Raw genomic sequence first — 23,139 nt, 5'->3', positions numbered from 1 at the left:
TCTCCAGGTCACATCGGGCGGTCCCCTTGGCCGGGAGCTAAAGCAGTATCCTAATCCACGAGGTTCTCCATCATGATGACCGTCAATACCAACATCGCTTCCTTGACCGTTCAGAAGAACCTGAACAACGCGTCGGGCAACCTGACCACCGCCATGACCCGTCTGTCCACCGGCCTGAAGATCAACAGCGCCAAGGACGATGCCGCCGGCCTGCAGATCTCCAACCGCCTGACCAGCCAGGTCAAGGGTCTGGACCAAGCCGTCTCCAACGCCAACGATGCCAACGCCATCGCCCAGACCGCCGAAGGCGCCCTGCAGGAATCCACCAACATCCTGCAGCGTATGCGTGTCCTCGCCGTCCAGTCCTCCAGCGGCAGCAACAGCACCGAAGACCGTACCTCGCTGAACCAGGAATTCGAGTCGCTGACCTCGGAACTGACCCGTATCTCCAGCACCACCACCTACGGTGGCGGCAGCAGCGGCATCAACCTGCTGGACGGTACCGCCGGCACCAACGGCACCCTGACCTTCCAGGTCGGCGCCAACGCCAACCAGACCGTCAGCTTCACCCTGAGCAACATGAGCGCCAGCAGCCTGTCCGGCTCCTCGTCGGTAGCCACCGGCGGCCTGGACCTGAGCAGCCTGGGCGTCTCGGCTTCGGGCGGTACCACCAGCTCCAGCGGTACCCTGAGCATCGCCGGCCAGACCGTGACCTACGCCTCCGGCGCCAGCTTCAACGACATCGTCAGCTCCATCAACAACAACATTAGTGGCGTCTCGGCTACTGCGGCCAGCTCGGGTAGCTCGACCATCAACCTCAGCTCCGCCAAAACCATCGACATCGGCGCGGGTACCGGTGGCGCCACCGGCGTATCCAGTGGTTCCTACTCCTCGGTTACCACCACCGGCAGCGTCCAGTCGCTGGACATCACCACGGCGGCCAACGCCCAGAGCGCCATGCAGGTCATCGACGGCGCCCTGAAGCAGATCGATACCCAGCGCTCCACGCTCGGTGCCGTGCAGAACCGTCTGGACTCCACCATCTCCAACCTGCAGAACATCTCGGAAAACGCCACGGCAGCCCGCAGTACCATCCAGGATGCGGACTTCGCGGCGGAGACCGCCGAGATGACCAAGCAGCAGACCCTGCAGTCGGCAGCGACCTCGGTACTGGCCCAAGCCAACCAGCAGCCCGCCTCCGTACTGAAACTGCTCCAGTAATTCTGATCAGGGAAAGGGGAGGGCGCTGCGGCGCCCTTTCCGCGTTGTTAGGTTTTTTGGGAGGGTTGCACCATGAGCATCAACGTGAATTCGGTCGTTACGGGAACTGCCACGACGACCAGCGCGGCAGGGACGCCATCAGGCAACGTCGTTGGCGCCCCTTCCGCTACGGCCAACGCCAGCGGTAACGGAGCGACACTGGCCGACCAGGCCAAGACCGCCCCTGTATCGCCTAGTCGGGAAGAGCTGGAAAAGGCCGTTAAGGATTTAAGTTCCAGCGCCCAAGACTTGCATCGCAACCTTGAGTTTTCCTTAGATCAGGATTCCGGCGTTACCGTGGTTAAGGTGGTAAACAGCGCCAATGGCGAGTTGATCCGGCAGATCCCGTCGGAGGTCGTGGTCAAGCTGGCTGCGGACTTCAAGGAGTCCCGTCACCTGCTCAACGAGAAAGCCTAGTTGGTGTGTCTTTTGCTTTAGTGATGCTACAGCAGCTGGACCGTCAATGTTTTGAGGACAGATCATGACCACTATCTCGTCAACTTCTTCGACTAGTTCGACCACTTCAAGCAGTTCGACTAGCTCGACGACGAGCAATTCTGCGTCCAGTGCCTCCGCCACTTCCGGGGCGATCAAGTCATCCACCGGTCTCGGTTCCGGGATCAACATCGGTTCGATCGTCGAGGTGCTGGTCAACGCCCAAACTGCCGGCAAGCAACAACAGATCACGACTCTGCAAAATTCGGCGCAGAATCGCCTGACTGCAGTAGGTACCCTGACCTCGGCGTTGAACGATTTCCAGTTGGCCGTGGCCAACCTGAATACCACGACCTCCTTTGCCGGATTGACCACGACTTCCAGTACCCCCGCAACGGCGACGGCAACGGTGGATGCCACCGCGGTAGCGGGTACCTATGCGCTGGATGTATCAAATCTTGCGACCGCGTCGAAGGTCGGCACCCAGTACGTCTCGTCCGGGACCACCTTCGGCTCAGGCAGCCTGACGCTGAGCCAGAATGGCAAGAGCTACAATATCAGCGTGAGTGACGGTGCCAGTCTGTCCAACATCCGCGACAGCATCAACAAGCAGAGCGCCACCTCGGGCATCTCGGCGAACGTCGTCACCGACTCCACGGGATCACGGCTAGTCCTGAGCTCCACCACTACGGGCGCCAACTCTACGATCGGCGTGTCGACCACCGGTAGCAGCTCTCTGTCGTCTTTAGCTATCGATGGCACTAAGGCCTATTCGACGTCGGGCGGCGGTTATCTGGTGCAGGGTACCGACGCCAAGTACACCCTAGACGGTTTGAGCATGACTAGCTCCAGCAATACCCTGGATACCGCCGTCACCGGAGTGACCTTTACGCTGGCGGCGCCAGGAAAGACCGACGTTACCGTGGGAGCCAATACCTCTGGGTTGCAGACCAACATCCAGACGTTCGTTGACGCCTACAATACGCTGGTTAATACCATCGGTACCCTTACCAAGGTCAGTACCACGACCGGAGAAGACGGCGCTTCCAGCACGAGCTCCGGGGCCCTGACTAGTGACGCCATGACCCGCACACTCATGCGCAGCCTACAGAGTACGGTTTTCGGTACGTCCGCCGGCAGCGGCAATCTAAAGAACCTTACACAGCTCGGGATTTCCATGACTAACTCGGGAAACCTGACGCTGAACTCTTCGGCCCTTTCCACGGCCCTCGCGACTAACGCCAGCGATGTGCAGAACTTCTTCTCGGCTAAGTCGGGGCTGCTGAACAACATGAACAAGCTGGTCAATACCTATACCCAGAGTGGTACGGGGCTGATCGCTCAAGAGAAGTCGACGATCCAGACCAACCTGACGGATCTCAAGACGCAGCAGACCACGCTCACCGCGCGTCAGGCCAAGCTTACCGATATTCTCACCGCGAAATACAATGCGATGGATAGCCTAGTCGCCAAGCTGAACAGCACCAGCAGTAGTGTGCTGACTACCCTGAACGTGCTGAACAAGAACTCGTCTTCAAGCTGATCCTAGCTGCTTATTAAGGCTAAAGATTGCAGGGCGCGGGCCGATAGCTTGGATATCCAACACAGCATCATCTGTTGATTCCAAGGTAGCCAAATCATGTACGCACAATCTGCAGCGCTGCGCCAATATCAGAATATTGGTGTTCAATCCGGGGTCTTCGAGGCTTCACCGCATCGCCTGATCCAGATGTTGCTGGAGGGTGGTTTGAGCCGCATCGCCCAGGCCAAGGGCGCCATGCAAAACCAGAGGTACCTTTTGAAAGGCCAGTTGATCGGCAAGGCCCTGGCCATCATCGCCGGCCTGCGTGATGCCTTGAACTTCGATGCGGGCGAACTGGCGTATCGCCTCGACGCCCTGTACGGTTACATGGCTACCCGCTTGGCCGAGGCCAACCGTACCAACGATGCTCGCATCCTGGACGAGGTTGCTCAGCTGCTGCGTAATATCAAAGAAGGTTGGGACGGCATAACCGCTGTCTGACCGGGAGGGTGAGAGCCATGGCTACCATCGTTGTTCGTATCAATCAGCTTCGCGGTCAGCTGGAGCAGGCCCTCGTCGAACAGGACTGGGAGGCCATCGGCCGTCTTGATCTGGATTGCCGCCTGGCGGTCGATGTCGCCATGCAGGAAGCGCCGGGTGGTGAGACCGAGCTGACGTTCGCCTTGCAAAATCTTCTCAAGACTTACAAGGCCTTGATCGCCGCCACCACGGCCGAACGTTCTGCCATCGCGGTCGAGCTGACGCAGGCGCAACGCGCCGACAAGGCCGCCAAGGTCTATCAGCTGTTCGGTTGACCGTCATCTGTTGGACAGTAATTCAAAGTTTAGAAATTTCGCCGCCATAAAATTGACCCCGCATCACAATTTGTCTTAACTTGCGCAAGATGCCGACCAGTTGGCACTTGGATGCAGGCGACACCTGCACGTAGCGAACCGACAAGCCGAATTGGGGCAGGGACATGTGGCGTGAAACCAAGATCCTTCTGATCGACGATGAAGCCGAGCGGCGCAAGGCAGTATCGGTCATTCTCGATTTTCTCGGCGAAGATCACCTCGCCTGCACCAGTTCCGATTGGCAAGCCACTCTCGAAGCGCTCGACAGCAGTCGGCAGGTCAGCTGTGTGCTGGTCGGTCGCGTCGACAGCCGGGGCAACAGCGTCGAGCTGCTCAAGCAGGTCGTGGCCTGGGACGAGATGGTCCCACTGCTGTTACTGGGCGAAGCGGCGCAGCCGGAGTGGCCGGACGACGTCCGCCGCCGCGTGCTGGTCTCTCTCCAGTATCCGCTGGCCTACAACAAGCTGCTGGATTCGCTGCACCGCGCCCAGGTCTATCGCGAGATGTACGACCAGGCCCGGGAGCGCGGTCGGCAGCGCGAGCCGGAGTTGTTCCGCAGCCTGGTGGGTACCAGCCGCGCCATTCAGGGTGTGCGCAAGATGATGCAGCAGGTAGCCGATACCGAGGCGACGGTGCTCATCCTCGGCGAATCCGGCACCGGCAAGGAGGTGGTTGCGCGCAATCTGCACTTCCACTCCAAGCGCCGCGAGGCGCCTTTCGTGCCGGTCAACTGCGGCGCCATTCCGGCCGAGTTGCTGGAAAGCGAGCTGTTCGGCCACGAGAAGGGCGCCTTCACCGGCGCCATCACCAGTCGCGCCGGACGCTTCGAACTGGCCAACACCGGCACCCTGTTCCTCGACGAGATCGGCGACATGCCGCTGCCCATGCAGGTCAAGCTGCTACGGGTACTGCAGGAGCGGACCTACGAGCGGGTGGGTAGCAACAAGACCCAGAGCGTAGATGTGCGCATCATCGCGGCGACCCACAAGAATCTGGAACAGATGATCGCCGCGGGCACCTTCCGCGAAGACCTCTACTATCGCCTCAACGTCTTCCCCATCGACATGGCGCCGCTGCGCGAGCGGGGTGAAGACATCCCGTTGCTGATCAACGAACTGATCGCCCGGATGGAGCACGAGAAGCGTGGCTCCATCCGCTTCAATTCGGCGGCGATCATGTCGCTATGCCGCCACGAGTGGCCGGGCAACGTCCGCGAACTGGCCAACCTGGTGGAACGCATGGCGATCATGCATCCCTATGGCGTCATCGGCGTGGCCGAATTGCCGCTCAAGTTTCGCTACGTGGAAGACGAAGCCGATCCCATGGTGGAATCCCTGCGCGAGGAATTGCAGGAACGCGAGGCCATGGCCGGCATTGGAACGCTCGAGGTGTCCTCCTCGGCGCTGCTGCCCAGTGAAGGCCTGGATCTCAAGGACTACCTGGCAAATCTGGAAAAGAGCTTCATCCAGCAGGCGCTGGATGATGCTGGTGGCGTAGTGGCGCGTGCCGCTGAGCGGCTGCGCATCCGTCGCACCACCCTGGTCGAGAAGATGCGCAAGTACGGCATGGGGCGCCGCGACGACGAGTTTGAAGAAGAGATCTAAGGTTCGCCTGAAAAGTCGTATTAGGTAGGCTAAGTCTGTGATTGCAGCGGAGGCAAGCACTAACACTAGCTAGCGTTATGGCCTTTTGAATGAGTGCTGGCGTTGAGCGAGGAGATCGTTTCCCCGCCCGAGGGATGGGACGCCCACGTTGTGATGATCGGCAAATGCTCAATGGCATCCTCTGGATCCTACGCTCGGGCGCAAAATGGCGTGGCTTACGCGATCACTATGGTCCTGGAAAATGGTCTGCCAGGGCTGCTAACAAGTGCGATGACGGTACCTTCGAATCCCTCCTGGCGCCCGCTGCATCTGAAGCTGCGTCAGGATTGTTATGTAGACCTGGACACCTGGATGATCGATGCCAGTACGATCCCCGTGCCTCACGAGCCCTCATGGTAGGCAGAAAAAGCCTACCCAGACGAACCGCTAGATCATGCGCTAGGCAGTAACTGTGACGGACTAGGTACCGCTCCATCTGCTCTGGTAAGTCTATAGGTATCCGCTGACCTCAAGGTTTTGCCCGGGCAGCAGGCCGACTCGCAGCGCGCTTCTTTCCCTGCTCGAAAATGTGTGGTGGCGAGGTACCAAAGATAGGCCATGCGAATGCTGCCGACGTGTCTTGGTCAACGCGGGATTTGATAGCGAAGCGCTTCGGCATCATTGGGACTGCGTGGGTATTAATCTGTCGTTGCCCAACGCAAGAGGCGTCGTAAGCCTCGTTTCAATCAATTCATGTACCACCAGCGCAATGCGGTCGAACGCCTACTCAGCCAGCCAACGGAAAAACGCAGCCTCTCCACTCGGTTCGAGAAGCCGGCTAGCAGCTTCAAGGCAATGGTCACTCTGGCCTGTATGGACTGCTACTGGCACACCGACTTTTCGAAAAAAGCTTGGGTTCTTTGAGTCAAGCATCGACTTGACGGGGCGTCGTTACCCAACTTGACAAGAGCCAGTTCAGAATTGCGGTTCTGCCTACTCCGGAGCCGGCGAGGCTTAGTCTCATGCTGCGCTCAAAGCGATGAATCCATAGTCCGTTTGCGTCAAGGCCGAAGCGATCAGCGCGCCGGTCGCCTTGAGCTGCTCCGCTAATTCGCGGTGCGATACATGAAGCGTCCAGTCCGTGGCCGCATCCATCGGTGGGTTGGTCATCACCTGCTCGGTCGCTGCCAAAAAATCTTGACCGTAAGGTCGGTAGGCGGTGAAGCCATCGCCTTTGAGTGCCGATGTGCGAATGCCTAAGGCTGCGCAAATCGCCGCCTTCTGACCTATTTCATCCCGATCAGCCTGTCGTGACCGCTCGATGAGCGTAATCAGCTCCACGTCCTGCAAACGCCCACCATGAATCAACGTCGGCCCCTGTTCCCAGGCATGCGGCGGACAATCTTTCATATGGGGCCTCAAGGGAAGATGCGGATTAATCTCCATTGGATAGATACGGCAGACCAGGGGTCGCTCGTCATAAATCGAGCAGCGGTTGTCGGCATCTAGTCGCATGCAACGCCCTGGGTTATAGGCGGCGAAGGTAATAGCGACATAGGCGCGTGTCTCCCCGCACCACACCGGAAGAGAGCGCTGCTCGGCATGCTCGCGCTGCACCTGCGAGATCCCTTGACCGTCCTCGAGAAACGCTTCGACCAGGACGAGCAACTCACCCCGTTGCTGAACCCATCGGATCGCCTCGCTCAACGTTAGCGGGATATGGTGCGAGGTGCAGCATTTGCCGCATCCTACGCAAGAAAAGTGAGTGGACATCAGCGTAGCCTCTGGTGTGCAGGGAGATTAATGATCGGCAGAAAAATGTCGCCTTCGGTCTGGAGTGTGATCCATAGCAAGTCTTGCGCCAGCTGAGCTCGGCGCGAAGGGCCATGCGGCTTCGCTAACTAAAAGTACGACTCTTCAGCCAAACTCCAGGCTGGTAGGTAAAGCTGAGCGCAGCGAAGCCAAGCCCAACTTTTCCAGCGCCGACCTCCTGTGTTGGGCTTCGACGATAGAAGGCTTCCGGTCCAACGTGTGCCTGGTAGCTCCCTGCCGGACCTCCCTCATCTACTTCTGCCTATGTGGCGCTCCAAAAGTGGAAAAGGCCATGCCGTTTTCCACGCTACGGCGCCTTGCGCCAGGCCGGCATGGGTCTTGCTCCAGCCTGGATAATGTCAATTGTCCGTCGCGAGTCCTAGCCGATGCCTGCGCAAGCCCTTTCTTCCTCTGTCTCCACAGACGCTGTCGTGGAGGCTTCCGCCCCGGCGCAGGCCCGTGAAGCCCTGGGGCAGATGTCGCGCCAGCTGAGCGAATCCTTCCAGTTGCTCGAAGCCCGGATGAATTCGCTGCAGGGCGAACTGGAGTGGGTATCCGCCCAGCGCCTGCAGGAGCTGGCGGAAAAGGAGCGCCTGGCCAGCCGGCTGCAGAATCTGCTCGATGTGCTGCCCGCCGGCATCGTGGTGGTGGATGGCGCCGGGCGCGTGCGCGACGCCAACCCCGTGGCGGAGGCCCTGCTCGGCGAACCCTTGGCCGGCGAGCTGTGGCGAACGGTGATCGCAAGGGCCTTTGCGCCGCGTCATGACGACGGCCACGAGGTGTCCCTGCGCGACGGCCGACGCCTGTCCATCGCCATCCGCTCCCTGAATGGCGAGCCGGGGCAATTGGTGCTGCTCAACGACCTTACCGAAACCCGCCATCTGCAAGGCGAACTGGCACGGCATGAACGGCTTTCGGCACTGGGTCGGACCATGGCCTCGCTGGCGCATCAGATCCGTACGCCGCTGACCGCGGCGCTACTCTATGCCAGCCATCTGGAGGAGGGTGGTCTGGCGCTGGCGCAACAGCAGCGTTTCGCCAGCCGTCTCAAGGAGCGGCTGCACGAACTGGAAAATCAGGTCCGCGACATGCTGGTATTCGCTCGCGGCGAATTGCCCCTGGCGGATCGACTGACGCCCGCCGCGCTGTTCGCTGCCCTGCGCGAAGCCGCGAACCCGCATCTCGGCGACTGCCCCGTGCGCTGGCAGCTCGATGCCCAGGGCGGGCTGCTCGCCTGCAACCGTGACATGCTGGTGGGTGCTGCCCTGAACCTTATCCACAACGCCCTGCAGGCCATGGCCGGCAGCGGTGGCTCAGCGCGACTCAAGGTGCATCTCCATCGTCGTGACGGGGAGTTGCGCCTGGCGATCAGCGACAGCGGTCCCGGCATTCCACTGGCGGTCCAGCAGCGCCTGGGCGAACCCTTTCTCAGCACCAAGACCACCGGCACCGGCCTCGGCCTGCCGGTCGCCCTGGCGATGGCCAAGGCCCATGGCGGTCGGCTGACCGTGCGCTCCCGGTTGGGCCGTGGCACGGTGGTGACCTTCATCCTGCCGCTGCTGGCGCGCGAGGAGACCTCGGCATGACCCTGCCCATCCTGCTGGTGGAAGACGATCGTGCCCTGCTCGAAGCTCTGGCCGATACCCTGGAGCTCGGCGGCTACCGCTATCGCGCCGTGGATAGCGGCGAGGCGGCGCTGCTGGCGCTGGCCGAGGAGCCCTTTGGCCTGGTGATCAGCGACGTCAACATGCCGGGTATCGACGGGCATCAATTGCTGGCCAGCATCCGACTGCGCGATCCGGCGTTGCCGGTGCTGCTGATGACCGCCTTTGGCAGTATCGAGCGCGCCGTCGAGGCCATGCGCGGCGGGGCGGCGGATTATCTGGTCAAGCCCTTCGAGCCGCGCCTGCTGCTGGAGACCCTGGCGCGCTGCTGCCCCCAGGGCCGGCGAGCGCCCGGTGCTCGGCAGCCGGTGGCGGCTGATCCCCAGAGTCGGCAACTGCTGGAGCTGGCCAGCCGGGTGGCCCGGAGCGAGGCCACGGTGCTCATCACCGGCGAGTCGGGCACCGGCAAGGAGGTGCTGGCGCGCTTCATCCATGACCAGTCGGCGCGGGCGGACGGTCCCTTCGTGGCGGTTAATTGCGCGGCCATTCCCGATCACCTGCTCGAGGCCATTCTCTTCGGGCACGAAAAGGGCGCCTTCACCGGTGCCATCGCCGCCCAGCCCGGCAAGTTCGAACTGGCCCAGGGCGGTACCCTGCTCCTGGACGAGATTTCCGAGATGCCGCTGGGATTGCAGGCCAAGCTGCTACGGGTCTTGCAGGAGCGCGAGGTGGAGCGGGTCGGCGCGCGCAAGCCGCTGGCACTGGACATCCGCGTGGTGGCCACCAGCAACCGCAAGCTGGCGGAGGAGGTGGCCGCCGGGCGCTTCCGTGAAGACCTCTTCTATCGCCTGTCGGTGTTTCCGCTGGCCTGGCTGCCACTGCGCCAGCGACCAGCCGATATCGTGCCCCTGGCCGAACGACTGCTGACGGTCCAGGCCGCGCGGATGAACCGGCCGGTACCCGTCCTGAGCCCGGCCGCACGCCAGGCCCTGGCCGAGCATCCCTGGCCGGGCAACGTGCGCGAACTGGACAACGCGGTGCAGCGGGCGCTGATCCTGCAACCGGGCCACCAGCTGCAGGCCGAGGACTTCGGGCTGCACTGGCTGGCGACCGGGGGCTCCCTGACGCCTGCAACAGCGCCTGTGCCCGCGACAGGCCTGGGCGATGAAGCGCGCCCACTGGATGCCGATCTGCGCGAGCGGGAATTCCAGGTGATCCTCGATACCCTCAGGGCCGAGCGTGGTCGGCGCAAGGAGACCGCCGAGCGCCTGGGCATCAGTGCCCGTACCCTCAGGTACAAGCTTGCGCAGATGCGCGATGCTGGGCTGGACGTGGACCAGGAATTGCTCGCCGGTTGATGAGCGAGCAAGTCGATAGCCGGCTATCTACCTAGAGGGAACCAACCGTCTAAGGCGCTGTTCTAGAGAAAGGATCGCGACTGCGGCGTGGGGTCGCAGAGGATGCATGCCCCCGCCGTCCCGGACCCCGTCCGGCCGCTTTGCTTTCTTCTCCTAGGCGCTGCCTTTGCTGAAAACGGTTTCACGGACGGTGTTTGCCGTTTTCGCCGCGGGTGGCGCGCCTGCCAGCACGAGGACGCTTGCCATGGGTTCCACCGCACCTTCCAGCTCCAACGCCGACCAGCTTGTCATCAATACCATCCGTACCCTGTCCATGGACGCGGTGCAAAAGGCCAACTCCGGCCACCCCGGTACGCCGATGGCCCTGGCCCCGGTCGGCCACACGCTGTGGAGCCGCTTCCTCCGCTATCACCCCGAGCATCCGGACTGGCCCAACCGCGACCGCTTCGTGCTGTCGGTCGGCCATGCCTCCATGCTGCTCTATTCGTTGCTGCATCTCGCGGGCGTCAAGGAGATCGACGAGCACGGCACCGCGACCGGCAAGGAAGCGGTCAGCCTCGACGACATCAAGCAGTTCCGCCAGCTGGACTCCAAGACCCCGGGCCATCCCGAGTACCGCATGACCACCGGCATCGAGACCACCACCGGTCCGCTGGGGCAGGGCTGCGGCAACAGCGTGGGCATGGCGCTGGCGCAGAAGTGGCTGGCCGCACGCTTCAACCAGCCGGGCGTGACCCTGTTCGACTATGACGTCTACGTGCTCTGCGGCGATGGCGACATGATGGAAGGCGTCACCGGCGAGGCGGCCTCCATGGCCGGTCACCTGGGTCTGGACAACCTCTGCTGGATCTACGACAACAACACCATCAGCATCGAAGGCCACACCGAGCTGGCCTTCAGTGAAGACGTGGCCGAACGCTTCCGCGGCTATGGCTGGCACACCCTGCACGTGAAGGATGCCAATGACGCCGAGGCCCTGGCCGCCGCCCTGCATCGCTTCAAGGGCAACACCGGCAAACCGACCCTGATCGTGGTCGACAGCCTCATCGGCTACGGTGCTCCCAACAAGCAGAACACCGCGGCGGCCCACGGCGAGCCCCTGGGGGCGGACGAGATCAAGCTGGCGAAGAAGGCTTATGGCTGGCCCGAGGATGCCGACTTCCTGGTGCCCGACGACGCCCGTCACCACCTGCGCGATGCCCTGCTGGAACGGGCCAGCGGTCTTTACGAAGATTGGAACCGTGCCTTCGATCGCCTGCGTCAGGACGATCCGACCCGCGCCGATGAACTCCAGCGCATGCGCGCCGGTGAGATGCCGGAAGGGTGGGACGCCAGGCTGCCCAGCTTCGATACCGATGCCAAGGGCGTGGCCTCCCGCGAGTCCGGTGGCAAGGCGCTCAATGCCTTTGCCCAGAATATTCCCTGGCTGGTCGGCGGCGCGGCGGACCTGGCGCCGTCCACCAAGACCAATCTCAAGTTCGATGGCGCGGGCAGCTTCTCCGCCCGTGAGCCGTCCGGGCGCAACATGCACTTCGGCATTCGCGAGCACGCCATGGGCTCCATCGCCAATGGCATGGCGCTCTGCTACCTGCGCAGCTTCACCGCCACCTTCCTGGTGTTCAGCGACTACATGAAGCCGCCGATCCGCCTGGCGTCCATCATGGAATTGCCGGTGGTGTTCGTCTTCACCCACGATTCCATCGGCGTCGGCGAAGACGGCCCTACCCACCAGCCCATCGAACACCTGGCGCAACTCCGTGCAACCCCAGGCTTGTTGACCCTGCGTCCGGGTGATGCCAACGAAGCGGTGCAGGCCTGGAAGATCGCCCTGCAGCAGACCAATCGGCCTTCGTGCATGGTGCTGTCGCGCCAGCCGCTGCCGACCTTGGATCGCAGCAAGTACGCCAGCGCCGAAGGCGTGGCCCAGGGTGCCTATGTGGTAGCCGATGCCGAGGGTGGCACGCCCCAGGTCATCATCATGGCTACCGGCAGCGAGCTGGGTCTGGCGATGCAGGCCTATGAGCAGCTCAGCGGCGAGGGTGTGAAGGCGCGGGTTGTCTCCATGCCCTGCTGGGAACTTTTCGAGGAGCAGGACGAGGCCTACAAGCAGTCGGTGCTGCCGGACGAGGTCCTGGGCCGCGTTGCCATCGAGCAGGCCGGCCCCCTGGGTTGGGAGCGCTACATCGGTCGCAAGGGTGCCTCGGTCACCATGAGCACCTTTGGTGCCTCAGCGCCCATCGGCAAGCTGCAGGCGAAATATGGCTACACCGTGGAAAACGTGGTCAAGCTGGCCAAGGAGCAGGCGCAACGCAAAGGGAGCGCCACATGAGCAATCCACTCAAACAGCTGACGGAGCAGGGCCAGGCGGTCTGGCTCGACTTCGTCAGCCGCGAATTCCTCGCCAAGGGTGAGCTGCAAAAGCTGATCGAGCGTGACGGCCTCACCGGTGTCACCTCCAACCCTTCGATCTTCGAGAAGGCCATGGGCCACGGCAGTGACTACGATGCCAGCCTCGAGGCCTTTCTGAAAAAGGCCGATGCCGAGCCGGTGGACGTCTACGAGCATCTGGCCATCGAGGACATCCAGCAGGCGGCCGACATCCTGCGGCCGGTCTATGACCGACTCGAAGGGCGCGATGGTTATGTGAGCCTGGAAGTTTCGCCCTATCTGGCGCTGGATACCCGTGCCACCCTGGAGGAGGCGCGCCGCCTCTGGCAGGCAGTGGATCGGCCCAACCTCATGGTCAAGGTGCCCGGTACGCCCGAAGGGGCGGTGGCCATCCGCACATTGATCGAGGAGGGGATCAACGTCAACGTGACCCTGCTGTTCGATCGGAGTGCCTACATGGCCGTGGCGGAGGCCTATATCGCGGGCCTGGAAGCACGGTTGCACCAAGGCAAGGACATTAGTCGGCTCGCCAGTGTCGCCAGCTTCTTCATCAGCCGGGTCGACGGCGTGCTGGACAAGTTGATCGACGAGCGCAAGGGCAACGATGGCGAACTGGCCGAGTTGCGCGGCAAGGTCGCCATCGCCAATGCCAAGCTGGCCTACCAGGACTATCTACGGTTGATTCAGTCGCCGCGCTGGAAGGTGCTGGAAGCCAAGGGCGCTCATCCGCAGCGACTGCTGTGGGCGTCTACCGGCTCCAAGGATCCCGCCTATCCCGATACGCTGTATGTCGATCAGCTGATCGGTCCCGATACCGTCAACACCATGCCGCCCAAGACCATGGACGCCTTCCGCGACCATGGCACGGCAGCCCCCATGCTGAGCACCGACATCGAAGCCGCGCAGCGTGTCGTGGATGCCACTGTCCGTTTCGGCCTGGATCTCGATGGCGTGGCCAGGCGGCTGGTCAAGGACGGCGCCCGGCAATTCGAAGATGCCGCCGATGCGCTCCTGGGTGCGGTTGGCCAGAAGCGCCTCGATTTTCTCGGCGAACGCCTGAATGCCGCGGACTATCGTCTGCCACAGGATCTGCATGAAGCCGTCGAGGCCCGGCTGGAAGAGGCGCGGCGTGAAGGCTGGTCGCGCCGGCTCTGGCAGGGCGACGCCTCGCTCTGGACCGGTCGTGACGAAGACCAGTGGGTCGGTTGGCTGGCCGCGGCCCAGGGTCGTCAGGCTGATCCCCAGGCGCTGGAAGCCCTGGCTGAAGCGGCGCGCCAAGAGGGCCTGGATACCGTGGTGCTGCTGGGCATGGGCGGTTCGAGCCTGGGTCCGGAAGTCCTGTCCAACACCCTGGGTACCGCCAAAGGCGGACTTACGCTCAAGGTACTGGATTCCACCGATCCGGCGCAGATCGCTGCACTGGAGGAACAAATGGACCTGCACAGGACGCTGTTCCTGGTATCGAGCAAATCCGGCTCGACCCTGGAGCCGGAAATCCTGCGGGCCTACTTTCACAAGGCCGTCGAGCAGGTGCTGGGTGCGGAAGAGGCCCGGCGGCGCTTCGTCGCCATCACCGATCCGGGTTCCAAGCTCGAAGCCAGTGCCACGGCCGAGGGCTATCGCGCCATCTTCCAGGGCGACCCCCACATCGGTGGACGCTATTCGGTGCTGTCAGTGTTCGGCATGGTGCCCCTGGCGCTGCTTGGCCATTCGGTGGCCGACTTCTTCCAGGTGACCCAGCCCATGGTGCTGGCCTGCAGCCCCAGTGCGCCGCCGGCCATCAATCCCGGCATCCGCCTGGGCGTGGTCCTGGGCGAGGCGGTGCGCGCCGGACGCGACAAGGTCACGCTGATCGCGTCACCAGGTGTCGCCAGTCTGGGCGCCTGGCTGGAGCAGCTGCTCGCCGAGAGCACCGGCAAGCAGGGCAAGGGCATCATCCCGGTAGACCTTGAGCCCCTCGGAGAGCCAGCCGTCTACGGTAGGGACCGGGTGTTCGTCAGCCTGGTGCTGGCCGGCGAGGAAGACGCCGAGCGCGACGGTCGCCTGCAGGCCCTGGCCACGGCCGGGCATCCGGTGGTGGACATCCGCCTCGCCCGTGCCGAACTGATCGGCCAGGAATTCTTCCGCTGGGAGGTGGCGACCGAGGTGGCCGGTGCCGTCATCGGCATCAATCCCTTTGATCAGCCGGACGTGGAAGCCAGCAAGATCAAGACCCGTGCCCTTACCGATGGCTACGAGCGCGAGGGTCGTCTGGCCGGCGACGAGCCGCTGCTGGAGGAGGGCACGCTGACGCTGTTCGGCGATGCCGACCTGCAGGGGCAGGACACCGCCCGCGCGGCGATCAAGGCGCACCTGGCACGCTTGCAGCCTGGCGATTATCTCGCCGTGCTGGCCTATCTCGAGCGCAACGCCGTGCACGAGGAGGCCTTGGGCGCCATGCGTGATAGCATTCGCGACAGCAAGCGCGTAGCGACCGTCGGCGGCTTCGGCCCCCGTTTCCTACACTCCACCGGACAGGCCTACAAGGGCGGTCCCAACTCGGGTGTGTTCATCCAGATTACCGCCGATGCCCAGAACGACCTGCAGATTCCAGGGCGGAGTCTGAGCTTTGGTGTCGTCGAGGCCGCCCAGGCCAAAGGCGACCTCGAGGTGCTGGCCGAACGGGGACGGCGCTATCTGCGCGTGCATATCAAGGGCGGCGACATCGACGCCGGCCTGCAACAAATCGTCGAACTGGTCGAGGCGGCGGTCGCCTGACCTCAAGGAGTCATCAGCATGCAATTGGGAATCATCGGACTGGGCCGCATGGGCGGCAACATCGCACGGCGTTTGATGAAGCATGGGCATGAAGTCGCGGTCTACGACCGCAGTGCCGAAACCGTAGCCGGCCTCGGCAAGGAAGGCGCCATCACCGCTGACAGCCTGGATGGCGTCATTGCCGCCCTGGCACAGCCGCGGGCCATCTGGGTCATGCTGCCGGCGGGTGCGCCGACCGAACAGACCATCGCCGAGCTGGCCGACCGCCTGGCTCCCGGTGACGTCATCATCGATGGCGGCAACACCTACTACAAGGACGACATCCGTCGCGCCAAGACCCTGGCCGAGAAGGGCATCGACTATGTCGACGTCGGCACCTCCGGCGGTGTCTGGGGCCTGGAGCGTGGCTACTGCATGATGATCGGCGGCAAGTCCGAGGCCGTGGAGCGCCTGGAGCCCATCTTCGAAGCCCTGGCCCCCGGCTACGGCAGCATCGAGCGTACCCGCGGCCGCAATGCCCCGGACGAACGTGCCGAGCGTGGCTTCATCTTCACCGGTCCGGCCGGCTCGGGTCATTTCGTCAAGATGGTGCACAACGGCATCGAGTACGGCCTGATGCAGGCCTACGCCGAAGGCTTCGACATCCTCAAGATGAAGAACAGCGACAAGCTGCCGGAAGACGAGCGCTTCGACCTGGACCTGGCCGACATCGCCGAAGTCTGGCGCCGTGGCAGCGTGGTGTCTTCCTGGCTGCTGGACCTGACCGCCCAGGCCCTGGCCGGCGACGTTGAACTGGAGAAGTTCTCCGGTTCGGTAGCCGACAGCGGCGAAGGCCGCTGGACCATCGAGGCGGCCATCGAGGAAGCGGTGCCGGTCAATGTCCTGTCCGCCGCCCTCTATGCGCGCTTCCGTTCCCGCCAGCAAGCCACCTACGCCGACAAGCTGCTGTCGGCCATGCGCTTCGGCTTTGGCGGCCACGTCGAAATCCCGCAATAAAACCCCGGCCGTTCCCCTGTGGAGCGGCCACGGGCCGCGTCCCGGGGGACGGCATCAGCCGCCCTCGTGGATAAGGCCCTGTCATGACCGATTCTCCTGCCGTTACTCCCAGCACCGCCGCCCAGGAGCGCCGCTCCTGCACCAAGGCGCCCACCGCGCCGCCAGCCACGCTCTTTCTGTTCGGCGCCAATGGCGATCTGGTCAAACGACTGCTGATCCCCTCGCTGTACAACCTCCTGCGTGACGGTCTGCTCGACGACCGTACCCAGATCATCGGTGTCGACCACAACCCCAACACCGACGAAGGTTTCGCCGACCGGCTGGAAGCCTTCATCCGCGATCAGGCCGAAGCCAAGGGCAAGTCCCGGGACGAGGCGCTGGATGCCGATCTGTGGGGCCAGCTGCGCGGGCGCATCCACTATCTGCAGGGTGACTTCCTCGAAGATGCCACCTATCAGGCGGTAAGCGAGCGCATCGCCCAGGCCGACACCGACAACGCGGTCTTCTACCTGGCCACCGCCGCCCGCTTCTTTGGCGACGTGGCCGAGCGCCTCGGCAAGGCCGGGCTGCTGGAGGAGCGTGAAGACGCCTATCGCCGACTGGTGGTGGAAAAGCCCTTTGGTGCCGACCTGGCCAGTGCCCAGGCGCTTAACCAGCGCCTGCTGGCGAACATGGAAGAAAAGCAGATCTATCGGATCGACCATTACCTGGGCAAGGAGACGGTGCAGAACATCCTGGTCAGCCGTTTTTCCAATGCGCTGTTCGAGTCGTTCTGGAACAATCACTACATCGACCATGTGCAGATCACCGCGGCCGAGACCGTGGGCGTGGAGTCGCGCGGCGATTTCTACGAGAAGACCGGCACCCTGAGGGACATGGTGCCCAACCACCTGTTCCAGCTGCTGGCCATGGTCGCCATGGAGCCGCCGGCATCCTTCAATGCCACCTCGGTGCGTGACGAGAAGGCCAAGGTGGTCGGCGCCATCCGTCCCCAGACCCCCGAAGAGGCCCTGGCCAATTCGGTACGTGGCCAGTACACCGCCGGGACGATGAACGACAAGCCCGTCAAAGGCTATCGCGAGGAAGAGCGGGTCGATCCGCAGAGCCAGACCGAGACCTATGTGGCACTCAAGCTGTTCGTCGACAACTGGCGCTGGGCCGGGGTGCCCTTCTACCTGCGCACCGGCAAGCGCCTGACCGCGCGCGATACCGAGATCGCCATCTGCTTCAAGCACGCGCCCTATGCGCAATTCCGCGATACCAAGATCGACCGGATGCGGCCCAATTACCTGATCATCCAGATCCAGCCCGACGAAGGCATGTGGTTCGACTTCCACGCCAAGCGCCCGGGACCGCTGGTGGAGCTGGAGAACATCCGCATGGGCTTCGCCTACAGCGACTTCTTCGAGATGCAGCCCTCCACCGGCTACGAAACCCTGATCTACGATTCCCTGATCGGCGACCAGACCCTGTTCCAGCGCGCCGACAACATCGAGAACGGCTGGCGCGCCGTGCAACCCATCCTCGACGCCTGGCAACAGGGCGGCGCGGTGGAAAGCTACGCCGCGGGCAGTGCCGGTCCCGCCGGTGCCGATGAACTCCTGCAGAAGGACGGCCGCTCATGGCATCCGCTGACCTGATCCCCATCGACCTGCTGGTGTCGGATATCGACGGCACCCTGGTGCGTGACGACAAGAGCCTGAGCGAGGCGGTGATCGCCGCCGTCAAACGGCTACAGGCGGCCGGCAAGGCCATCACCCTGGTCAGCAGCCGCCCGCCGCGGGCGCTGCTGCCGCTGGTACGGCAACTGGGCATTCATCAGGCGGTGGCCGGTTTCAATGGCGGCAATCTGGTGGAGGCGGACGGTACCCTGATCCGCGCCCATCGCCTGGCGGAGCAGGTCACCCGTCAGGTGCTGGACCGCCTGGACCGTGAAGCCTTCGAGATCTGGCTGTTCGCCGACGACCTCTGGCTGACGCGCGATGGACAGGGCGCCTACGTTCCGCGTGAGACTCGGGCGCTGGGGTATGGGCCGACCGTGGTGGACTCCTTCGAACCCTACCTGGATCGCGTCGACAAGATCGTTGCCGCCGGTAGCGATCACGCCGGCCTCGAAGCCCTGGAGGGTGAGCTGGGCGAGCGGCTGGGGGAGGGCGCCACGGTGCTGCGCTCCCAGCTCTACTACCTAGACATCACTCATCCCAAGGCCAACAAAGGCGATGCCCTCATCGAACTGGCCCAGGCTGCGGGCGTACCGGTGGCGCGCACCGCGGCCATCGGCGATGGCAGCAACGACGTGCCCATGTTCCGCCAGGCCGGTCTGGCCATCGCCATGGGGCAGGCCGGGGCGGCGGTGCGGGAGGCGGCCGACCGGGTAACGGCCAGCAACCAGGAAGACGGCCTGGCCCAGGCTATCGATCGGTGGATCCTGGAGAGCTGATGGCAGGTGGGCGATGTTGGGCTTCGCTGCGCTCAACCCAACCTACAGGACGTGTAGGTTGGGTTACGGCGGCTCCATCGCCGAAGCCCGACATGGCCTACCTTCGCATCAGATGGAAAAGGCTGCGCCGTTTTCCACGCTACGCTCTGATGGGTGATGTCGGGCTTCGCTGCGCTCAATCCAACCTACAAGACGCGTAGGTTGGGTTAAGGCGGCTCCATCGCCGAAGCCCAACATGGCTCGCTCTCGCACCAGGTGGAAAAGGCTGCGCCGTTTTCCACCCTACGCGGGGTCAGGCGGGCGTCCCTCTCCTCCGGCCTACCCCTCGTTCTCCTCCCGATACCCCCGCACATGCTCCACCAGCGCCCGCAGCTTGGGCGCCAGGTTGTGGCGGTTCGGATAGTAGAGGTAGAAGCCGGGAAAGGGCGGCAGATAGTCTTCCAGCACCCGCTCCAGTTCACCCCGCGCCAGATAGGGGCGGAAGGTGTCCTCCATGCCAAAGGTGATGCCGCCTCCGGCCAGGGCGGTGCGCACCATCAGCAGCATGTCATTGGTGGTGATCCGTGGCGCGACGGTCACATCGAAGGCGCGACCGTTCTCGCTGAATTCCCAGCGCCAGGGCGCCACTTCCGGGGCCGGGCGCCAGCCGATGCAGCGATGATCCGCCAGTTCGCGCGGGTGCCGGGGTCGGCCATGACGGGTGAAATAGCCTGGGGTCGCCACCGCCACCTCGCGCTGCGGTCCGGTCACCGGAATGGCGATCATGTCCTGCTCGATCACCTCGCCCAGCCGTACGCCGGCATCGAAACCACGCGCGACGATATCGAATTCCTCGTCGGTGACAGTGATGTCCAGGGTCACCTCCGGATAGGCCTCGACGAAGCTGGCCAGCAGCGGTCCATCGAGAAAGCGCTCGGCGATGGACGTGACCGCGACCCGTAACAACCCTCGCGGCGGGCCGGCGTGGCTGGCGTCTTCCAGGGCGCCCAGCAGACCGGCCAGGGGGCCGGCAATTTTCCGTTGCAAGCGTTCGCCAGCCTCCGTCAGGCGCACGCTGCGGGTGGTGCGCTGCACCAGCGAACTGCCCAGTTCGTCTTCCAGACGGCGGATGGCCTGGCTCACCGCGGAGCGGCTGACGCCCAGGCGATCAGCCGCCACGCGGAAATTGTCGGCGGTGGCCACCACGACGAAGACCTTGAGCAGATTCAGATCGGTGTGCATTGGTAAGTCCGGCTAACCATGGCAGTCAAGATCATGGGAATTATCACGACAATGAGCCTTCGCTAAGGTAGTGGCAAGCCTGGAAGGGCACGCAGCCGACCAGCAGGTCGTCCAGGCAAACCACTCCCTTCAAGAGGAACACTACATGGCTATCGACAAGGTCGTACTCATCACCGGCGCCTCCAGTGGCATAGGCGCGGGCATCGCCCGCGAACTGGGCGCGGCCGGCTGCAAGCTGTTGCTCGGCGCACGCCGCAGCGAACGGCTGGAGGCCCTGGCGGCCGAGATCAACGCCGCGGGTGGCGAGGCCGCCTGCCGCCGGCTGGACGTCACCGACAGCGCCGACGTGGCCACCTTCGCCCAGGCGGCTCGCGAGCGCTGGGGGCGGGTGGACGTCATCGTCAACAACGCCGGGATCATGCCGCTGTCGCCCATGGCCTCGCTCAAGACCGAAGAGTGGATGCAGATGGTCGACGTCAACATCAAGGGCGTGCTCAACGGCATCGCCGCGGTGCTGCCGGAATTCACCGCTCGTGGCGCCGGGCACATCATCAACCTGGGCTCCATCGGTGCGCTGTCGGTGGTGCCCACGGCGGCGGTCTATTGCGCCACCAAGCACGCGGTGCGGGCGATCTCCGAGGGACTGCGCCAAGAGCGCGACGATCTGCGGGTCACCTGCATCCACCCGGGTGTGGTGGAAAGCGAATTGGCTTCCACCATCACCGATCCCGCGGCGCGGGCGATGATGGACGACTATCGCGCCATTGCCCTGCAACCCGACGCCATCGGCCGCGCGGTACGCTACGCCCTCGAGCAGCCGGACGACGTGGACGTCAACGAGATCGTCGTCCGCCCGACCCGCAGCGCCAACTAGACGGTCTCGGCCAGGGCTTCGAGAAAGCGCTCCAGCACCAGATTCGGTCGCCGGCCCTTGCGGGTAACGGCGGCCAGGGTGGTGTCGAAGTGGAAGCGCTCGGGATTCAGGGCGCGCAACTGACCCTGGGTCACCCAGGGTTGGGCGACGTGGTCGGGCAGGTAGCCGATGTAGCAGCCGGTGAGGATGAGAAAGGCCACGCCTTCGCGATCCGAGGCGCGTGCCGTGCAGTTCAGCGCGGCATGGCGCTCGTGGCCGTCCTGGTTGAGGAGGTGATTGGGACCGACGGCGTCCTGAGCGGCCAGGAGGCCGTCGTCCAGCGCCGCGTCGGCCACCTCGAACAGTGGATGGCTGCGGCTGCAATAGAGCAGGGCGCGCTCTTCGTAGAGTGGCAGGTAGTCCAGCCCGGCCAGGGCATTGATCAGCGGCAGCACGCCCAGGTGCAGGTGGCCGTCGAGCACGCCGGTCTCGATCTCGCCGGGCAGGGTCATGCCGATGTTGACCACCACGCCCGGCGCGGCGCGCTTGAGCGCGGCCAGGGCATGGGTGATGCGCATGCGCGGCTGGGTCACCAGGTTGTTGATGATGCCCAGGTTCAGCTCGCCACGCAGGTGCTGGTGCAGCTGGTTGACCTCGCTGCGAAAGCCTTCCAGGGCGGCGAACAGCGACTGGCTGGCCTTGAGTACCTCGCGGCCTTCGTCGGTCAGGGAGAAGCCGGCGCGCCCGCGCTGGCAGAGGCGCATGCCGAGGCGTTTTTCCAGGTCGTTCATGTGCAGGCTGATGGCCGAGCGGGTGATGCCCAGCCGGCCTTCGGCGGCGGTGAAGCTGCCGCATTCCACCACCGTCTTGAACAGCCGCAGCAGGCGGATCTCGAAATCGCCGACCTGGGCGAGCAGGGCCTTGCGCGTCGTCTTCATGGCTGCCACCGCAAATGCGGGACAGCATAAGGCGCCGTCGGGAGCGGCGCCAGCGACCGGTTTCAGGCGCCGATCAGGACCCGGCTGCGCTGCCGGGTGACCTGCTTGACCACCCAGACCGCGGCGATGCAGCAGAGCAGGGTGATCAGCGTCAGGCACAGGCGGGTGCCCAGGTACTGGGCGAAGTTCTGCTCACCCAGCAGGCGACCCAGCACGCGATAGGCGCCGGCGAGATAGCCGTGCAGGAAGTAGATGGCGAAGCTGTAGGCGCCCAGCAGGGCCATGCCCTTGGTCAGGCGGCTCTCGGCGTATCCCGGTGCCTTGACCTTCTGGCTGAAGACAGCGAACAGCAACAGGCACAGTGCCAGTTTCTGCAGCCCGTAGAAGGCACTGTCGAGCACTGCCGCGCCACTCATCAGCACCAGGGCCGCCAGCAGCCAGTAACGCGCCTGGGGCCGTTGCAGTCGCTCGCGCTGTTCGCAGGCCAGCATGCCGCAGAGGTAGATCGGCAGGAAATGCAGTGCCGCCAGCAGCGGATCGGCGTCATTGGCCGGGCGATCGGATACCAGGAAATACAGCAGGCCGACCATGGTCGCCGCCGGTAGCAGGCCACGCTTGACGATCCACTCCAGGGCCGGCGCGAGCAGGAAGATCAGCGTCAGCGCCGGAATGAACCACAGCGGACCCAGGTGGGCGCCAGTGGCCAGCAGCAGGGCGGTCTGGGCGAAGGGCGGCCAGTCATGGAAGGCGTTCATGTCGATCCACTCGTGTTCCTGCTTGAGTCCGGAGACATAGAGCAGCACGGCGGGGATCGAGATCAGCAAATAGGGGAGGATGACGTTCTGCAGCTTCTTGCCCAGATAGACCTGGTAGCTGTATTTGCCGAGGTTGTAGCGAAAGAAGAAGCCCGAGAGGGCGACGAAGATGCAGGTGGTTTCCAGCGACAGCAGATTCAGGGCGATCTGCTGGTGCTCGGTGGTCTGGTAGCTGCCCACGGTCATGTGGTGAAAAACGATGAGAACGGCCGCCAGGCCGCGGATCCAGTTGAGCTGAATCAGCATGGGAGAGGTTTCCTTGAGGAATAGCTGAACCGCGCGCTCTGCCTCGGGAGAGGGGCA

Annotated in this window: 18 protein-coding genes and 1 pseudogene; 15 read left to right on the top strand and 4 right to left on the bottom strand. The window is 63.8% G+C overall.

Annotation, left to right across the window (positions count from 1 at the left end):
* The first annotated feature begins 69 nt into the window (after nt 1–69).
* From PVZ77_RS16815 to PVZ77_RS16785, 7 genes and pseudogenes are all read left to right on the top strand, one after another.
* On the top strand, nt 70–1,221 hold the full coding sequence (locus tag PVZ77_RS16815) for a flagellin N-terminal helical domain-containing protein (RefSeq protein WP_273808041.1): 1,152 nt from the start codon (nt 70–72) through the stop codon (nt 1,219–1,221).
* 72 nt (nt 1,222–1,293) lie between these two features.
* Nucleotides 1,294–1,677: a flagellar protein FlaG gene (locus PVZ77_RS16810; protein ID WP_273807673.1), complete on the top strand. Its 384-nt coding sequence runs from the start codon at nt 1,294–1,296 to the stop codon at nt 1,675–1,677.
* A gap of 64 nt (nt 1,678–1,741) precedes the next feature.
* Nucleotides 1,742–3,238 carry a flagellar filament capping protein FliD gene (fliD, locus tag PVZ77_RS16805; RefSeq protein WP_273807672.1) on the top strand — a complete coding sequence of 499 codons (1,497 nt, stop codon included), beginning with the start codon at nt 1,742–1,744 and terminating at the stop codon, nt 3,236–3,238.
* A 96-nt stretch (nt 3,239–3,334) separates the two neighbouring features.
* On the top strand, nt 3,335–3,718 hold the full coding sequence (fliS, locus tag PVZ77_RS16800) for a flagellar export chaperone FliS (RefSeq protein WP_273807671.1): 384 nt from the start codon (nt 3,335–3,337) through the stop codon (nt 3,716–3,718).
* Between the two features lie 17 nt (nt 3,719–3,735).
* Nucleotides 3,736–4,032 (top strand): flagellar protein FliT, encoded by a 297-nt coding sequence (locus PVZ77_RS16795; protein WP_208692043.1) that lies wholly within the window; start codon nt 3,736–3,738, stop codon nt 4,030–4,032.
* A gap of 164 nt (nt 4,033–4,196) precedes the next feature.
* Nucleotides 4,197–5,675, top strand: a complete 1,479-nt coding sequence (locus PVZ77_RS16790) for a sigma-54 dependent transcriptional regulator (RefSeq protein WP_273807669.1) — start codon at nt 4,197–4,199, stop codon at nt 5,673–5,675.
* 137 nt (nt 5,676–5,812) lie between these two features.
* Nucleotides 5,813–6,124, top strand: a pseudogene (locus PVZ77_RS16785) (transposase); the annotation flags it as partial.
* Between the two features lie 550 nt (nt 6,125–6,674).
* Here the strand turns inward: PVZ77_RS16785 and PVZ77_RS16780 are convergent.
* Nucleotides 6,675–7,427 carry a YkgJ family cysteine cluster protein gene (locus PVZ77_RS16780; RefSeq protein WP_273807667.1) on the bottom strand — a complete coding sequence of 251 codons (753 nt, stop codon included), beginning with the start codon at nt 7,425–7,427 and terminating at the stop codon, nt 6,675–6,677.
* A gap of 425 nt (nt 7,428–7,852) precedes the next feature.
* Between PVZ77_RS16780 and PVZ77_RS16775 the strand changes: the two genes are divergently transcribed.
* The 7 genes from PVZ77_RS16775 (at nt 7,853) to PVZ77_RS16745 (ending at nt 19,009) form a co-directional block, all read left to right on the top strand.
* On the top strand, nt 7,853–9,052 hold the full coding sequence (locus PVZ77_RS16775; protein WP_443218010.1) for a sensor histidine kinase: 1,200 nt from the start codon (nt 7,853–7,855) through the stop codon (nt 9,050–9,052).
* Nucleotides 9,049–10,428 carry a sigma-54-dependent transcriptional regulator gene (locus PVZ77_RS16770; RefSeq protein ID WP_273807665.1) on the top strand — a complete coding sequence of 460 codons (1,380 nt, stop codon included), beginning with the start codon at nt 9,049–9,051 and terminating at the stop codon, nt 10,426–10,428. The genes PVZ77_RS16775 and PVZ77_RS16770 overlap by 4 nt, the downstream gene beginning before the upstream one ends.
* Before the next feature lie 244 nt (nt 10,429–10,672).
* Nucleotides 10,673–12,757 (top strand): transketolase, encoded by a 2,085-nt coding sequence (gene tkt, locus PVZ77_RS16765; protein ID WP_273807664.1) that lies wholly within the window; start codon nt 10,673–10,675, stop codon nt 12,755–12,757.
* Nucleotides 12,754–15,573 (top strand): bifunctional transaldolase/phosoglucose isomerase, encoded by a 2,820-nt coding sequence (locus tag PVZ77_RS16760; protein ID WP_273807663.1) that lies wholly within the window; start codon nt 12,754–12,756, stop codon nt 15,571–15,573. The genes tkt and PVZ77_RS16760 overlap by 4 nt, the downstream gene beginning before the upstream one ends.
* An 18-nt stretch (nt 15,574–15,591) precedes the next feature.
* Nucleotides 15,592–16,569, top strand: coding sequence for a phosphogluconate dehydrogenase (NAD(+)-dependent, decarboxylating) (gnd, locus tag PVZ77_RS16755; protein WP_273807662.1), 978 nt, complete (start codon nt 15,592–15,594; stop codon nt 16,567–16,569).
* Between the two features lie 83 nt (nt 16,570–16,652).
* Complete coding sequence (gene zwf, locus PVZ77_RS16750; protein WP_273807661.1) at nt 16,653–18,209, top strand: glucose-6-phosphate dehydrogenase; 1,557 nt, start codon at nt 16,653–16,655, stop codon at nt 18,207–18,209.
* Nucleotides 18,191–19,009, top strand: a complete 819-nt coding sequence (locus PVZ77_RS16745; protein WP_273807660.1) for an HAD family hydrolase — start codon at nt 18,191–18,193, stop codon at nt 19,007–19,009. Before zwf ends, PVZ77_RS16745 begins: the two co-directional genes overlap by 19 nt.
* Nucleotides 19,010–19,327: 318 nt before the next feature.
* Here the strand turns inward: PVZ77_RS16745 and PVZ77_RS16740 are convergent, their stop codons facing one another.
* Nucleotides 19,328–20,230, bottom strand: coding sequence for a LysR family transcriptional regulator (locus PVZ77_RS16740; protein WP_273807659.1), 903 nt, complete (start codon nt 20,228–20,230; stop codon nt 19,328–19,330).
* Nucleotides 20,231–20,375: 145 nt separating this feature from the next.
* Here PVZ77_RS16740 and PVZ77_RS16735 point away from each other — a divergent pair, with 145 nt between their 5' ends.
* Nucleotides 20,376–21,104, top strand: coding sequence for an SDR family oxidoreductase (locus PVZ77_RS16735; RefSeq protein WP_273807658.1), 729 nt, complete (start codon nt 20,376–20,378; stop codon nt 21,102–21,104).
* Here PVZ77_RS16735 and PVZ77_RS16730 read toward each other — a convergent pair.
* The gene (locus PVZ77_RS16730) at nt 21,101–22,021 is read right to left on the bottom strand and encodes a LysR family transcriptional regulator (protein ID WP_273807656.1); all 921 of its coding nucleotides are present in this window, start codon (nt 22,019–22,021) and stop codon (nt 21,101–21,103) included. The genes PVZ77_RS16735 and PVZ77_RS16730 overlap by 4 nt on opposite strands.
* Before the next feature lie 62 nt (nt 22,022–22,083).
* A complete protein-coding gene (locus PVZ77_RS16725) occupies nt 22,084–23,082 on the bottom strand; it encodes an acyltransferase family protein (protein WP_273807654.1) in 999 nt (332 codons plus the stop codon).
* Nucleotides 23,083–23,139: the final 57 nt, after the last annotated feature.

Source organism: Pseudomonas sp. SHLD1 (assembly GCF_028640935.1).
GTDB classification, from domain to species: Bacteria; Pseudomonadota; Gammaproteobacteria; order Pseudomonadales; family Pseudomonadaceae; genus Chryseomonas; species Chryseomonas aestiva.
The sequence above is the reverse complement of the archived record's forward strand: the minus strand, read 5'-3'. Positions and strand labels throughout refer to the sequence as shown.

Coding starts and splice junctions, on each gene's coding strand:
- PVZ77_RS16810 (WP_273807673.1), top strand. CDS start 1,294: ATGAGCATCAACGTGAATTCGGTCGTTACGGGAACTGCCACGACGACC.
- fliD (WP_273807672.1), top strand. CDS start 1,742: ATGACCACTATCTCGTCAACTTCTTCGACTAGTTCGACCACTTCAAGC.
- fliS (WP_273807671.1), top strand. CDS start 3,335: ATGTACGCACAATCTGCAGCGCTGCGCCAATATCAGAATATTGGTGTT.
- PVZ77_RS16795 (WP_208692043.1), top strand. CDS start 3,736: ATGGCTACCATCGTTGTTCGTATCAATCAGCTTCGCGGTCAGCTGGAG.
- PVZ77_RS16790 (WP_273807669.1), top strand. CDS start 4,197: ATGTGGCGTGAAACCAAGATCCTTCTGATCGACGATGAAGCCGAGCGG.
- PVZ77_RS16780 (WP_273807667.1), bottom strand. CDS start 7,427: ATGTCCACTCACTTTTCTTGCGTAGGATGCGGCAAATGCTGCACCTCG.
- PVZ77_RS16775 (WP_443218010.1), top strand. CDS start 7,853: ATGCCTGCGCAAGCCCTTTCTTCCTCTGTCTCCACAGACGCTGTCGTG.
- PVZ77_RS16770 (WP_273807665.1), top strand. CDS start 9,049: ATGACCCTGCCCATCCTGCTGGTGGAAGACGATCGTGCCCTGCTCGAA.
- tkt (WP_273807664.1), top strand. CDS start 10,673: ATGGGTTCCACCGCACCTTCCAGCTCCAACGCCGACCAGCTTGTCATC.
- PVZ77_RS16760 (WP_273807663.1), top strand. CDS start 12,754: ATGAGCAATCCACTCAAACAGCTGACGGAGCAGGGCCAGGCGGTCTGG.
- gnd (WP_273807662.1), top strand. CDS start 15,592: ATGCAATTGGGAATCATCGGACTGGGCCGCATGGGCGGCAACATCGCA.
- zwf (WP_273807661.1), top strand. CDS start 16,653: ATGACCGATTCTCCTGCCGTTACTCCCAGCACCGCCGCCCAGGAGCGC.
- PVZ77_RS16745 (WP_273807660.1), top strand. CDS start 18,191: ATGGCATCCGCTGACCTGATCCCCATCGACCTGCTGGTGTCGGATATC.
- PVZ77_RS16740 (WP_273807659.1), bottom strand. CDS start 20,230: ATGCACACCGATCTGAATCTGCTCAAGGTCTTCGTCGTGGTGGCCACC.
- PVZ77_RS16735 (WP_273807658.1), top strand. CDS start 20,376: ATGGCTATCGACAAGGTCGTACTCATCACCGGCGCCTCCAGTGGCATA.
- PVZ77_RS16730 (WP_273807656.1), bottom strand. CDS start 22,021: ATGAAGACGACGCGCAAGGCCCTGCTCGCCCAGGTCGGCGATTTCGAG.
- PVZ77_RS16725 (WP_273807654.1), bottom strand. CDS start 23,082: ATGCTGATTCAGCTCAACTGGATCCGCGGCCTGGCGGCCGTTCTCATC.